The following is a 13,209-nucleotide window of genomic DNA, read 5'->3' on the forward strand; positions in this document are numbered from 1 at the left end:
CCCGATGCACGACCCGACGCACGAGGAGCCCGTGCCCGGCCCGCGCCCCTGGCGGGAGCGCTTCGCCGAGGAGGCCCGCGCCGAACGCCCCGACCTGGCCCTGCTCTGCCTGCTCATCGGCGCCGAGGCGGACCCGGGGTTCGGCCAGGACGACATCGACGCGGCCGAGATCGAACTGGACCGCCTGGCCGGGGCTCTGCCGTACGGCCTCTCCGGCCCGCACGCCTGGGCCGGGGCGGTGGCCGAGCTGCTGGGCGGCCGGGAGGGCTTCCACGGCCTCCCGGCCGACTACCAGCGGCTGGAGTCCTCCCTGCTGCACGAGGTGCTGCGCCGCCGGCGGGGGCTGCCGATCCTGCTGTCGGTCCTCTGGACGGAGGTCGCCCGGCGCGCGGGCGGCCAGGTGTACGGGGTGGGGCTGCCGGGCCACTTCGTCGTCGGCTTCGGCGAGCCGGACGCGCTGGTCCTCGCGGACCCGTTCGCGGGCGGGCGGCCGCTGTCCCCGGAGGACACCGAGCGGCTGGTGACCGAGGCGACGGGCTCCGCGCCCACCCCGTCGATGTTCCGCCCCTCCGACACCCTCGCGGTGGTCGCCCGCGTCCTCAACAACATCCGCGCCTGGGCCGCCCCGCGCCCCGAGCGCTCCGAGGTCGCCCTCTGGGCCCTCGACCTCCTCCTGCTCCTCCCCTCCCACCCCGCCCGCCTCCGCTACGAACGCGCCGAGCTCCTCGTCCGGCGCGGCGACTTCCTGACGGGCGCGGCGGAGCTGGACGCGTACGCGGAGATCGTCGACGCGGTCGAGCCCACGACCGCGTCCTCCATCCGCGGCCGCGCCCGCGCGGCCCGCGCGATGCTCAACTGACGTGCTCGGGCGGGGGCGTTCTCCCCGGACGGGGCGGGGCGCGCGGGGCCGTTCCCCCGGACCGGGCCGCGGGGGGCCGATCCGGGACCGGGCCGCGCGGAGGGCGTTCTCCCTGGAGCGGGCGGGGCCGTTCCTGCCCTGGTCGCCCGAGAACCCGCTGTTCTGGGAGCGGGCCGCGCGCGGGGGACGTCCTCCCCGGAGCGGGCCGCGCGCGGGGTCGTTCCGCCGCGAACCCGCGATCGGCGGCCGGGGCCGCCCGACGCACCCGGAGCGCCTCGCCGCCGCGCAAGCGCGCGAGCACTCCGCCGCCGCACCGGGCCGTTCCGCCCGAACCGACGGCGTGACGCCCGCCGGCCTGCCTTCCCCGGCCCGGAACCGGGTGCCGGGCCGCAGCGCCCCCGAACGCGGCCCGCCCACGCGACGAAGCGCCCGCCGGGCCGCGCCCGCCGGCACCGGCCGCTGGGCGGTGCGCCGCGAGCACGCGGCACCCGGCGCACGCCGACAGCCCCTGCCCCGGCCTGGTGGCCGGGGCAGGGGCCGGGACGCGGGCCCGGAGGGCCCCCGCGTCAGCTCGGGTCGAGGTCGATGATCGCGGTGCGTTCCGCCGGGGTCTTGCCACGGAGCGCGGGGCCCATCGCCTGGGCCACGTCGTCCGCGCTGACCGGGTGCTGCTTGCCGTCGGCCTTGGTGATGGTGATGCCGTCGAACACGCCCTCCAGGAGCTGCTCGATCGCCGCCTTGTCGTAGTGCTCGACGAGCTTCCCCTCGACGGGACGCATCGAGAGGATCTTCGGCAGGGACTTGGCCGGGCCGAACTGGATCTGCTTGCCGCCCGCCTGGACCGTGATCAGTCCGGACATCGCCGGCTCCGCGAACTCCTTCATCGCCCGGTCGATCTCCGCCTGGCTGATGGTGGGTTCACGGGTGGCGGCGGGCAGGGTCACCACATTGGGCTTGCCCGTCTCGACCTGGGCCCGGTACGCGTCCTTGACGCTGATCATCGAGCGCTGGACGTCCAGGGTCTCCCCCGGCTTGCCCGGCACGGCCACCGCACGGCCCGGCTCGAAGCGGATCGTGCCCTCGCTCGCGGAACCGGCGGAGCCCGCCAGGTCCGCGAGGGCGACGGCCAGCTTCTCCTCGTCGACGACGATCACCGGCTGGGCCACCCGCTCGCCCCCGAAGAGGGAGCCGATCACCGAGACCGGGTTGTAGTCGCTGCCCGCAGCCCCGCGGACGGTCGCCTGACTGTCCAGGGACAGCCCCGCCTTGTCCGGGGCGAGTTCCGCCTTCTTGCCGCCGACCGAGAGCTGCATCGTCCCCGCCGCCCGGTCGCCCAGCTCGGAGTCGAGCTTGTTGACCGCCTCGTCCCGGGTCCCGCCGCCGATGTCGACGCCCAGGACCGTGGTGCTCTTCGGCACGTCGGAGTGGTTGAGCAGCAGACCGGCCCCGTACGCGATGCCGAGCAGCCCGACCACGCCCGCACCGGCCAGCACCAGCTTGGAGCGGCCCTTCTTCGCGGGCCGCGCGGGGGCGGGGCGGGGCGCCGGCTCGTCGTCGTCCGCCGCCGAGACGGGCCCGGCGGGACCCGCCGGGCCGCCGCCCGGACCGGCCGGGAACTCCGGCGCGGAGTAGCCCGCGTCGGAGCCCGGCGCGCCACCTCGGGTGCGCGCGGGTCCGGAGGACGGGAACGGCGAGCGGGGCCCGTCGCCCGGCACCACGGGGATGCCGCTGGTGAGGGTGTCGCCCGAGACATGGCCGCCGACGGGAGGCTCCGGGGAGGGACGCTGCGGGGTCAGCACGGCGGTGTCGTCGGACAGCCGCGGCGGGCCACCGGCGGGACCGCCCGGTCCGCCCGGCCCGGGGCCGAACGGCATGTCGCCGGTGGCCGGACCCGTCGTCGGGCCGGCCGGACCGGCGGGGCCGCCGCCGGGACGCCGGGTGCCGTGCGGCGGGGTGCCGTGCCCGGGCGGCGCGAAACCGTCGCCGGGCGCGAAGCCTTCGGCCGGGGCGAAGCCGTCCCGCGCGCCCGGACCGTCACCGCGCCGCGGCAGGCCCGGGCCGCCGGGCGCACCGGGGCCGCCCGGCCCGCCCTGCGCCAGGATCGGGTTGGGCCCGGTGCCGCGCAGCGGGTCCTCGGGGGCGCCGGCCCGCGGACGGGTCGGCAGGCCGGGTGCCGCCTCGGCGTCGGCGAGGTCCGCCAGCCCGGACCTGCGGGGCGGCTCCCCGCCGGGGGGCACACCGTTCGGGCCCGGGCCGCCGGGCGCAGCGCCCGCGCCCTGCGGGGGCGCCGCCGCGGCGGGCTTCCGTGGCGCGAACCAGTCGCTGGTCGGGGGTTTCTCCCCGCCCGCCGGAGCACTCCCGGAGGCCGCGCCCGCGGCGCCGCCCCCGGACGCGTCGGGCCGCGGAGTGCTGCCGGTGCGCCCGCTCTCCCGCTCGCCGCCGGACGCGGCCGCCCCGCCACCGGACCCGCCCGCGCCCCGCGCGGCCACGTCCGTCTCGCTCATCGGGGTGCGCATCACGACCGGCGGGATGGGCCGCGACCCGGGGATGTTGATCCGGATCCGGGTCGTCAGCGTCGTCTCGGTCCTGGGCTCGTCGGGCTGCTCGGGCGCCGCGTCGGCGTCCGGTGCGTTCCGGTCGTCCTGCGGATGCAGCGACGGATACTGGCGGGACCCGTACGGCGGGGTTCCCGAGGGGTACGCGGCTCCACCGCGCCCCTGGGGGCCGGAGGAGGAGCTGTCAGTTTCACGACTCAAAGCAGGTTCTCCCGGTTGGCGTCGCCGCCCCGTTCTTACTGGACAGCATCTGCTGCGGGCGGCTCGGCGGCGCGCACCACCATACTGTCCGGTGCCGACGGACACCCGGGGACCAGGGGAAGCGGTACCCGTCCGTGCGCGGCGGGCCGTCCGCGCACGGCCAGTTCACGGGCGTCCCGGCCGGCCGGGACCACCGGCGCGACCAGGGTGCGCGCACGCGGCCGACGGCCCGTTACCGGCCAAGTGGCCGCGCACCGCCGCCCGTCCCCGGCGGCCGCTGCATGGTGGCACACATCACAGCCATGACCGTACCGCCGAGCATGAAGACCAGCGGCCCGATCCCGGCCGGGAACAGGGCGTCCCCCTCGGGCCGTCCGATGCTCAGCAGCACGATGGTGAGCAGCCAGCCGACGGCCGGCCAGACCACGCCGAGCTGTGTCCCGGTGGCCCGGCGGGCGCCCGCGAAGAGACCGCCCGTCCCCAGCAGGGCGACGGCCAACCCGCCCGGGAACCAGGCCCCTTGGACGAGCGATCCGGCGACGGCGACGAGCGCGCCGAGCACCAGCAGCCCGGCGTACGCGGCGATCCGCGCGGGCTTCACAGGACCCGCGAGGAACGAACCCGGTGCGGAGGGCCCGGTCACGACGCGCCTCCGGAAATCTCCCCAAGTCCCTCACGCCCGGCGGCGCTCCCCGCCCCGGCCGCGATCGGGTCGAGTCCGGCGATTCCGGCGAACAGGTCGCGCTCGCGCCCGCCCTCCGTCTCCCCCGGGGCGCCGGCCGCCAACTGGTAGTACTCGGTGGTGAACAGGGGCTGCCCCAGATCGTTGGAGAGCGCGAAGTACGCCCCGTCCACGGTGATCTGGGTGAGATGGGCACGCATCGCCGCGGCCTTGCGGTCCGCGTACGCGGTGCCGTCGATCTCCGTGGTGACCAGGGCGTCGTCCACGACTCCGGGCACGTCCCCGATCGCCGCGACGCCCGGGAAGCGGTCCGGCGCCTCGGCGCGCAGCCGGGCGAAGGCGTCCTCGGCCACGGAGCGGGGCACCCGGTTCCAGTAGACCTTGGCGACGGTGTGCGGGGCGCCGAGGTCGCGGCGGTAGGCGCGCTCCGCCGCGAGGTCCACGGCCCGCGTCGCGACCCGGTGCGCCTGGATGTGGTCCGGGTGCCCGTAGCCGCCGCGGGGGTCGTAGGTCACCAGGACCTGCGGCCGCACCGAGCGGATCACCTCCACGAGGTACGCGGCGGCCTCGTCCACCTCCGCGTTCCAGAAGGCGCCCGCGCGGTGGTTCTGCGGGACGCCCATCATCCCGGAGTCCCGGAACCGGCCCTGTCCGCCGAGGAAGCGGTGGTCGGTGACGCCGAGCTCCCGCATCGCCTCCGCCAGCTCCCCGGCCCGGTGGGGACCGAGCCGGTCCTCCCGGTCGGGCGCGAGGTGGGCGAGGGAGTCCGGGACGACCTCCCCCTCCTCGCCGAGGGTGCAGGTCACCAGGGTGACGTGGGCACCGGCTGCCGCGTACCGCGCCATCGTGGCGCCGTTGGTGATCGACTCGTCGTCCGGGTGCGCGTGCACCAGGAGCAGACGGCGGGCGGGGAGATCCTTCATGGGCCCAGGGTAGAGCGAGGGGGCCCGGTCAGAACTTCAGCCCGCCGATCATTCCCGCCACGTTGGTGGTCAGCTCGCTGATCGTCGGGGCGATCGAGGAACTGGCGAGGTAGAACCCGAGCAACACGCAGACCACCGCATGCCCGCCCTTCAACCCGGATTTCCGGATCAGCAGGAAGACGACGATCGCCAGCAGCACCACCGCCGAAATCGAGAGTGCCACGGCGGTTCACCTCCACAGAAGTTCGACGGATATTCGGTAGGGACGGTCCCGTTGCATGTGCCGGCAGGTTCATACCCACCTTGTGCTACGGATCATAACTATCCGTGCCCACGCATCGATCGGTGCACGGCAGCACGCGGGGGCGCACGCGCTCGGGCGCGGTGTCATAGGTTCGCTCCATGACAGCGACGCAACAGCTCTCCTTCCCGCGTCAGTCGGCGCGGACCCAGCGGTTCACCCTGGGAGCCCCCCGTGCCTTCACCGTCTCCCCGGACGGCTCCCGGGTGGTCTTCCTGCGGTCCGCCTCGGGCACCGACCGGACCGGACTGCTGTGGGTGCTGGACCTGGACGGCCCGGTTCCGCGGGAGCGGATCGCCGCCGACCCCCGGGAGCTGGCGGCCGGTTCGGAGGAGGACCTGCCCGCCGAGGAGCGGGCCCGGCGGGAGCGCAGCCGGGAGGGCTCGGCCGGGGTCGTGGAGTACGCGGTGGACGGGGCGGCCGAGTTGGCGGCCTTCGCCCTGTCCGGCCGGCTGTTCACGGCCGAGCTGCGCGCCGGCACGGCCCGTGAACTGCCCGTCGCCGGACCGGTGATCGACCCCCGGCCGTCGCCGGACGGCCGGTACGTCGCCTACGCGGCGGGCGGCGCCCTGCGCGTCACGGGCGCCGAGGGCGGCGGCGACCGGGCGCTGGCGGAGCCGGACGGCCCCGGAGTGACCTTCGGGCTGGCCGAGTTCGTCGCCGCGGAGGAGATGGGCCGCTCGCGCGGCTTCTGGTGGTCCCCGGACTCGGACCGGCTGCTGGTCGCGCGGGTGGACGACAGCGAGGTGCGGCGCTGGTGGATCAGCGACCCGGCCCACCCGGACCGCAGGCCCGCCGAGATCGCGTACCCGGCGGCCGGGACGCCCAACGCGGAGGTGCGGCTGTTCGCCGTGGCCCTGGACGGGGAGCGCACCGAGATCGTCTGGGACCGGGAGCGCTACCCGTACCTGGCCCGGGTGCACTGGTCGGCCGCCGGGCCCCCGCTGCTGCTGGTGCAGTCGCGGGACCAGCGCACCCAGGTCAACCTGGCGGCCGATCCGGAGACGGGGGCCACCCGTCCGGTGCTCGTGGAGGAGGACCCGGCGTGGCTGGAACTCTTCCCCGGCGCCCCCGCCTGGCGGCCCGCCGCTCCCGGCACGGACACGGACACGGACGCCGGCGCCGGGGACGCCTCCCGACTGGTCCGGATCGCCGACCTGGACGACGCCCGGGTGCTGGCGGCCGGCGACCGGGTGCTCACCGGCCCGGACCTCCATCTGCGCGCGATCCTCGACCTCGGGGAGGACGACGTCCTGGTCTCCGCGAGCGCGGGCGAGAGCGCCGCCGCCCCGGAGACCGGCGAGATCCACATCTACCGGGTCGGGGACGACGGCCCGCGGCGGGTCTCCGACGGCCCCGGGGTGCACACCGCGGTCCGCTCGGGCGCCGTCACCGTCCTCGCCTCCGCCCGCCCCGACGCGAGCGGCACCACCGCGCGGGTGCTGCGGGACGGCGAGCAGATCGCCGTCGTCGCCTCGTACGCGGAACGCCCCGCGCTGACCGCCCGGCCGCTCCTGGTGGAGGCCGGACCGCGCCGTATCCCGTGCGCGGTGCTGCTGCCGTCCGGCCACCGGGAGGGCGACGGCCCGCTGCCGGTGCTGATGGACCCCTACGGCGGCCCGCACGGCCGCCGGGTGCTCGCCGCGCACCACGCCCATCTGACCGCGCAGTGGTTCGCCGACCAGGGCTTCGCGGTGGTGGTGGCGGACGGGCGCGGGGCACCGGGCCGGTCCCCGGGCTGGGAGAAGGCGATCGGCGGCGACTTCGGGCTGATCCTCGACGACCAGGTGGAGGCCCTGCAGGCGCTCGCCAAGTCCTTCCCCCTGGACCTGGAGCGGGTGGCCATCCGCGGCTGGTCCTTCGGCGGCTATCTGGCGGGCATGGCGGCCCTGCGCCGTCCGGACGTGTTCCACGCGGCCGTCGTCGGCGCCCCCGTGACCGACCAGCGGCTGTACGACACCCACTACACGGAGCGGTACCTCGGCGACCCGCACGAGCGGCCGGAGGTCTACACGGCCAACTCCCTGGTCGGGGACGACGGTCTGACGGTGGCCGAGACCCCGCACCGGCCGATGCTGATCGTCCACGGCCTGGCGGACGACAACGTGGTGGTGGCGCACGCCCTGCGGCTGTCCTCCGCCCTGCTCTCCGCCGGGCGCCCGCACGAGGTGCTGCCGCTGACCGGGGTGACGCATATGACCCCGCAGGAGCAGGTGGCCGAAAACCTGCTGCTGCTCCAGGTCGACTTCCTCAAGCGGTCGCTGGGCCTGCCGCGCTGATCCGCCCGCGCGGCCGCCCGCTCACCAGCCGGGCGGCCGCGAGGTGGGCGGCGCGGGCGGGTACCCGTAGCCCGGCGGGGGCGCCTGGTCGGGCCCGGTCCGGGGCGGGTGGCCGTAGCCCGGCGCGGGCGGATGGCCGTACGCCGTGGCCGGCGGGTACCCGTAGCCGCCGGGGCCGCCCGTGTCCGGGCCGCCGCCCGCCCAGGCGCCGCCGTCCGGCAGCTCCTCGCCCCGCCGCACCAGCAGGACCACCAGCAGGGCCCCGGCCCCCAGCTCGAACAGCGCGGTGGCGACGAGGAGTTGACGCTCCAGGGAGATCGCCCCGAACTCCCCGAAGACCCCCTGCCGGACGAAGAGCCCGGTCTGCGCCACCCCGTGCGCGCACAGCAGCCCGGCCACCGCCGCGCCCAGCGGCCGGGTGTGCACGGCCCGGACGACTCCCCCACCGCCCGCGACCAGGGCGAGGAGGGCGACGGTCAGGGCGAGCCACGCCGAGGGCGGCTCCAGGAGCAGGACCGGGGCCCGCGCCCCGCCGGTGAACAGATCCAGCCAGGTCTCCGCGCCCAGGACGTACGCCCAGCGCACCTGCCAGGCGAGGGTGACCGCGGCGGCCGTGCCGAGGAGCAGGAAGGCGAGGACGCCGGTGCCGTGCGCGGGCCGGGTCGGGGTCAGCCGCTCCGCCCCGCCGCGGGTGCGCGGCGACCAGCCGTCCTCGTGGAGATGGGCGCCCGCGGGCCGGCGGCCCGCCACGGCCGTCACGATCAGCCCGGTGCCGAGCCCGAGGGCGGCGAAGGCGGTCCACAGGGCACGGGCGCGCAGTTCGCCGGTGGCCTGGAGGTCCATGTAGGAGGCGGTGAGCACCCATAGGGCGGGGAGCCGGACGGCGAGGGTGACCAGGGCGGCGGCCACCAGCGCCGAGGCGGCGACCGCCGAGCGGAGGGCGGCGACCGCGACCGCCGCGTAGAGCAGGAGGAGGGTGGGTTCGACGATCGTGGTGACCAGCGGGCTGCCGAGCGGCGGCGCTCCCGTCCAGTGCCGCCACAGGGCGGCGGGGTCGCCGGCGGCCTGGAGGTCCCGTCCGATCCAGGCGGCGGTGATCAGCGCGAGGAGCACGGCGAGCGCCGCTCCGGTGATCCGGGCCCCCCGCGAAAGAGTCACGTCCTCGATCCTGCCCGCGCCCCGGAGGGCCGACAAGGGGGCCGCCGGACACGACTCGGCGGTCAACTCCTGTGACAGGCGGGGCGGGTGACCGGCCGGGAGCCACATGGCGAGGCTCCCGGCCGGCCCAACGGCACCCGCACGGCCGTACGCTGCTCAGCGTGCCGCGTCCGTATATCGGAGCGGCGTCGGCCGGGTTGCCTCCGTGTTAACCGTCCCGGGGCCCCACCGTGCCCGGACCGGCCCCCGGTCAGCCCTCCCGGCCGTCCCCACTCGGCACCACATGCCGCTCCTCCGCGAAGTGACAGGCGGACGGGTGCCGCACCGGTCCGGGCGCGTCCCGCAGATGGGCGGGGACGGCCAGCAACGGCACTTCCTGGGCGCACCGTTCCTGCGCCTTCCAGCAGCGGGTGCGGAAACGGCAGCCGGACGGGATGTTCGTCGGTGACGGCACATCACCCGTGAGGATGATCCGCTCCCGGTGGGCGCGGGCCTCCGGGTCGGGCACCGGCACGGCGGAGAGCAGGGCCTGGGTGTACGGGTGGGTGGGGTGGTCGTAGATCTCGGCGTCCCGGCCGATCTCCACCACCTTCCCGAGGTACATGACGCCCACCCGGTCCGAGATGTGCCGGACGATCGACAGGTCGTGCGCGATGAAGACGTAGGAGAGCGAGAACTCGCTCTGCAGCCGGTCCAGCAGGTTGACGACCTGCGCCTGCACCGAGACGTCGAGGGCGGACACCGGCTCGTCGGCGACGATGATCTCGGGCTGGAGGGCCAGCCCGCGGGCGATGCCGATGCGCTGGCGCTGCCCGCCGGAGAACTGGTGCGGATAGCGGTTGATGTACTCGGGGTTGAGCCCGACCACGTCGAGGAGGTCCTGCACCTTCTTGCGGCGGTCCCCCTTGGGCGCCACCTCGGGGTGGATCTCGAAGGGCTCCCCGATGATGTCGCCGACCGTCATCCGGGGGTTGAGGGAGGTGTAGGGGTCCTGGAACACCATCTGGATGTTCCGGCGCACCGCCTTGAGCGCCCGCCCCGACAGCTTGGTGATGTCCTCGCCCTTGTAGCGGATCACGCCCGCGGTGGGCCGTTCCAGGTGGACGAGCATCCGGGCGAGGGTGGACTTGCCGCAGCCCGACTCCCCCACGATGCCCAGGGTCTCACCGGCCATCAGGTCGATGTCGACGCCGTCGACCGCCTTCACCGCGCCGATCTGCTTCTTGAAGAGGATGCCCCGGGTGAGCGGGTAGTGCTTGACGAGGTCGCGGACCTCCAGGATCGCCTCAGCCATGGAGGGTCGCCTCCCAGAAGTGGCAGGCGCTGCGGCGGTCCGCGTCCACCTCGTACAGCGGCGGCACATCGGTGCGGCAGACGTCCTGGGCCATCGGACAGCGGGGGTTGAAGGCGCAGCCGGGCGGGATGTCCAGCAGGTTGGGCGGCAGGCCCTTGATCGCGTACAGCTCCCGGCCCTTCTGGTCGAGCCGCGGGATCGACTCCAGCAGGCCCTTGGTGTACGGGTGGGCGGGGGCCTTGTAGATGTCGTGGACGGGGGCGGACTCGACGATCCGGCCCGCGTACATCACGGCGATCTTGTCGGCGACGTCGGCGACCACCCCGAGGTCGTGGGTGATCAGGATGAGCCCCATGTCCAGCTCCCGCTGGAGTTCCGCCAGCAGGTCCATGACCTGGGCCTGCACGGTGACGTCCAGGGCGGTGGTGGGCTCGTCCGCGATGATCAGGTCCGGTTCGAGGGAGAGCGCCATCGCGATCATGATGCGCTGGCGCATACCGCCGGAGAACTGGTGCGGGTACTGCCCGACGCGTTCCCGGGCGGCCGGGATGCGGACCCGGTCCATCAGCTCGACCGCCCGGGCCTTCGCGTCCTTGCGGGACAGGCCCTGGTGGACGGTGAACATCTCGCCGAGCTGGTCGCCCACGGTCAGGACCGGGTTCAGCGAGGAGAGGGCGTCCTGGAAGATCATGGCCATCTCGGCGCCCCGGATCCTGCGCCGCTCGTCCTCGCCCAGCCTGAGCAGGTCGCGCCCCTTGAAGAGGATCTCGCCGCCGGCGATCCGGCCGGGGGGCATGTCGAGGATGCCCATGATCGCCTGGGCGGTGACCGACTTGCCGGAGCCGGACTCGCCCAGCACGGCGAGGGTCTCCCCGGCGGAGACGGTGTAGTCGACCCCGTTGACGGCCTTGGCGACCCCGTCCCGGGTGTGGAACTCGACGTGCAGATCCCGGACGTCGAGCAGCGGCTCCGACGCGCCGGGCGCCGCGGGCGTCACGGACATGGCGGGCACCACCTAACGCAGCTTGGGGTCGAGGGCGTCGCGCACCGCGTCGCCGAGCATGATGAACGCGAGCACCGTGACCGCCAGCGCGCCGGCCGGCCAGAGCATCATGTGCGGGGCGTTGCGGATGTAGGGGGACGCGGAGGAGATGTCGATGCCCCAGGAAACGGTCGGGGGCTTCAGTCCGGCGCCGAGGTAGGACAGGGTCGCCTCCAGCGAGATGTAGGTGCCGAGCGCGATGGTCGCGACCACGATGACGGGGGCGATCGCGTTGGGCGCGATGTGCCGCAGCAGCATCCGGGTGTTGGACGCCCCGAGCGCGCGGGCGGCCTGCACGTAGTCGTTCTGCTTGGCGGTGATCACGGCGCCGCGGGCGATCCGGGAGAGCTGCGGCCAGCCGAGCAGCACCATGAAGCCGACCACCGGCCACACCGTGGTGGAGGTGACCACGGAGAGCAGGACGAGACCGCCGAGGACCACCGGGATGCCGAAGAAGATGTCGGTGAGCCGGGAGAGGATCGCGTCCGAGGAGCCCCCGAAGAACCCGGCGAGCGAGCCGAGGACCGAGCCGAGGATCGCCACCCCGAGGGTGGCGCAGACCCCGACGGTCACCGAGGTCCGGGCGCCGTAGACGGTACGGGTGTAGACGTCGCAGCCCTGGCCGTTGAAGCCGAAGGGGTGCCCGGGCTGGGAGCCCTGCTGCGCCTTGGCGAGGTCGCAGCTCAGCGGGTTTCCGGAGGCGATCAGCGAGGGCCAGATCGAGATGACGACCAGGAAGAGGATCACCAAGGCGGAGACGATGAAGACGGGGTTGCGCCGCAGGCCCCGCCAGGCGTCGGACCAGAGGCTGCGCGGCTTGCCGGACGGGCCGGTGCCGAGCGGGCCGCCGCCGGGTGCCTTCTCCAGGGTCTCGCCCTCGCTCATCGCGAGGTCGGCGGCCCCGCCGGCGCCGGTGGGGGCGATCGCATTGTCCTCGTAGGGAGGCTGCTGCTCAGGCATAGCGGATCCTCGGGTCGAGAACGGCGTACAGGAGGTCGACCAGCAGGTTCGCCAGCAGGAAGACGATGACCAGCACGGTCACGAAGCCGACCACGGTCTGCGAGTTCTGGCGCAGGATGCCCTGGTAGAGCTGGTAGCCGACGCCGTGGATGTTGAAGATGCGCTCGGTGACGATGGCCCCGCCCATCAGGGCGCCCACGTCGGTGCCGATGAAGGTGACCACGGGGATGAGCGAGTTGCGCAGCAGGTGCCGCCGGATGACCCGCCCCCGGGGCAGGCCCTTGGCCTTGGCGGTGCGTACGTAGTCGGCCCGCAGGTTCTCCGCGATCGAGGTGCGGGTGAGGCGGGTGACATAGGCGAGCGAGACGGAGGCGAGCACCAGGCCGGGCACCAGCAGTTCGTCGAGCCGGGCGTCGGAGGAGACCGAGGGGTCGATCCAGCCCCATTTGATGCCCAGCACCAGCTGGACGATCAGGCCGGTGACGAAGGTGGGGACGGCGATGACGACCAGGGTCAGGATCAGCACCCCGGTGTCCACGGGCCGGCCGCGGCGCAGTCCGGTGACGACGCCGAGGCTGATGCCGATCAGGATCTCGAAGAAGATGGCGACCAGGGTGAGCCGGATGGTGACCGGGAACGCCTCGCCCATCAGCTCGGTGACCGGCTGCCCGTTGAAGGCGGTGCCGAAGTCGCCGGTGAAGACGTTGCCCATGTAGGTCAGGTACTGCTGCCACACGGGCTTGTCGAGGCCGAACTCCTTGCGCAGCTGGGCGGCGGTCGCGGGGTCGCACTGCCGGTCGCCGCAGAGGCCGGCGACCGGGTCGCCCATGACGTTGACCATCAGGAAGATCAGCAGCGTCGTGCCGAAGAAGACCGGGATCATCTGCAGCAGACGCCGGATCACATAGCGTCCCATGAAGCGCTCCGGGGGTCGTCGCGGGAGGCGGGGGTCTCC

11 protein-coding genes are annotated in these 13,209 nt (G+C 74.7%); 2 read left to right on the forward strand and 9 right to left on the reverse strand.

Annotation, left to right across the window (positions count from 1 at the left end; all coding sequences use genetic code 11):
* Window positions 1-4 precede the first annotated feature (4 nt).
* Window positions 5-859: a transglutaminase-like domain-containing protein gene (locus tag ABZ457_RS16430; protein WP_359158235.1), complete on the forward strand. Its 855-nt coding sequence runs from the start codon at window positions 5-7 to the stop codon at window positions 857-859.
* Window positions 860-1,425: 566 nt separating this feature from the next.
* Here the strand turns inward: ABZ457_RS16430 and ABZ457_RS16435 are convergent.
* The 4 genes from ABZ457_RS16435 to ABZ457_RS16450 all read right to left on the reverse strand — a co-directional run bounded on the left by ABZ457_RS16435 (window position 1,426) and on the right by ABZ457_RS16450 (window position 5,443).
* Window positions 1,426-3,615: a hypothetical protein gene (locus ABZ457_RS16435; protein ID WP_359158237.1), complete on the reverse strand. Its 2,190-nt coding sequence runs from the start codon at window positions 3,613-3,615 to the stop codon at window positions 1,426-1,428.
* A 232-nt stretch (window positions 3,616-3,847) separates the two neighbouring features.
* Complete coding sequence (locus tag ABZ457_RS16440; protein WP_359158239.1) at window positions 3,848-4,258, reverse strand: DUF6113 family protein; 411 nt, start codon at window positions 4,256-4,258, stop codon at window positions 3,848-3,850.
* Window positions 4,255-5,220: an N-acetyl-1-D-myo-inositol-2-amino-2-deoxy-alpha-D-glucopyranoside deacetylase gene (mshB, locus tag ABZ457_RS16445; RefSeq protein WP_359158240.1), complete on the reverse strand. Its 966-nt coding sequence runs from the start codon at window positions 5,218-5,220 to the stop codon at window positions 4,255-4,257. The genes ABZ457_RS16440 and mshB overlap by 4 nt, the downstream gene beginning before the upstream one ends.
* Before the next feature lie 28 nt (window positions 5,221-5,248).
* On the reverse strand, window positions 5,249-5,443 hold the full coding sequence (locus ABZ457_RS16450; RefSeq protein WP_018845651.1) for a hypothetical protein: 195 nt from the start codon (window positions 5,441-5,443) through the stop codon (window positions 5,249-5,251).
* Between the two features lie 179 nt (window positions 5,444-5,622).
* On the opposite strand from ABZ457_RS16450, the gene ABZ457_RS16455 reads away from it, so the two are divergent.
* Entirely contained in the window at window positions 5,623-7,800 is a 2,178-nt protein-coding gene (locus tag ABZ457_RS16455; protein ID WP_359158243.1) for a prolyl oligopeptidase family serine peptidase, read from the forward strand.
* 21 nt (window positions 7,801-7,821) lie between these two features.
* Here the strand turns inward: ABZ457_RS16455 and ABZ457_RS16460 are convergent, their stop codons facing one another.
* The 5 genes from ABZ457_RS16460 to ABZ457_RS16480 all read right to left on the reverse strand — a co-directional run bounded on the left by ABZ457_RS16460 (window position 7,822) and on the right by ABZ457_RS16480 (window position 13,170).
* Window positions 7,822-8,958, reverse strand: a complete 1,137-nt coding sequence (locus ABZ457_RS16460; RefSeq protein ID WP_359158244.1) for a hypothetical protein — start codon at window positions 8,956-8,958, stop codon at window positions 7,822-7,824.
* Window positions 8,959-9,208: 250 nt separating this feature from the next.
* Window positions 9,209-10,252 carry a dipeptide ABC transporter ATP-binding protein gene (locus tag ABZ457_RS16465; protein ID WP_359158246.1) on the reverse strand — a complete coding sequence of 348 codons (1,044 nt, stop codon included), beginning with the start codon at window positions 10,250-10,252 and terminating at the stop codon, window positions 9,209-9,211.
* Window positions 10,245-11,255 (reverse strand): ABC transporter ATP-binding protein, encoded by a 1,011-nt coding sequence (locus ABZ457_RS16470; RefSeq protein ID WP_359158247.1) that lies wholly within the window; start codon window positions 11,253-11,255, stop codon window positions 10,245-10,247. Before ABZ457_RS16470 ends, ABZ457_RS16465 begins: the two co-directional genes overlap by 8 nt.
* A gap of 12 nt (window positions 11,256-11,267) precedes the next feature.
* A complete protein-coding gene (locus ABZ457_RS16475) occupies window positions 11,268-12,254 on the reverse strand; it encodes an ABC transporter permease (protein WP_359158249.1) in 987 nt (328 codons plus the stop codon).
* Window positions 12,247-13,170: an ABC transporter permease gene (locus ABZ457_RS16480; protein WP_359158251.1), complete on the reverse strand. Its 924-nt coding sequence runs from the start codon at window positions 13,168-13,170 to the stop codon at window positions 12,247-12,249. The genes ABZ457_RS16475 and ABZ457_RS16480 overlap by 8 nt, the downstream gene beginning before the upstream one ends.
* Window positions 13,171-13,209 lie beyond the last annotated feature (39 nt).

This window comes from Streptomyces sp. NPDC005805, assembly GCF_040630445.1.
Classification (GTDB): domain Bacteria; phylum Actinomycetota; class Actinomycetes; order Streptomycetales; family Streptomycetaceae; genus Streptomyces.

Coding starts and splice junctions, on each gene's coding strand:
- ABZ457_RS16465 (WP_359158246.1), bottom strand. CDS start 10,252: ATGGCTGAGGCGATCCTGGAGGTCCGCGACCTCGTCAAGCACTACCCG.
- ABZ457_RS16470 (WP_359158247.1), bottom strand. CDS start 11,255: ATGTCCGTGACGCCCGCGGCGCCCGGCGCGTCGGAGCCGCTGCTCGAC.
- ABZ457_RS16455 (WP_359158243.1), top strand. CDS start 5,623: ATGACAGCGACGCAACAGCTCTCCTTCCCGCGTCAGTCGGCGCGGACC.
- ABZ457_RS16430 (WP_359158235.1), top strand. CDS start 5: ATGCACGACCCGACGCACGAGGAGCCCGTGCCCGGCCCGCGCCCCTGG.
- ABZ457_RS16475 (WP_359158249.1), bottom strand. CDS start 12,254: ATGCCTGAGCAGCAGCCTCCCTACGAGGACAATGCGATCGCCCCCACC.
- ABZ457_RS16480 (WP_359158251.1), bottom strand. CDS start 13,170: ATGGGACGCTATGTGATCCGGCGTCTGCTGCAGATGATCCCGGTCTTC.
- mshB (WP_359158240.1), bottom strand. CDS start 5,220: ATGAAGGATCTCCCCGCCCGCCGTCTGCTCCTGGTGCACGCGCACCCG.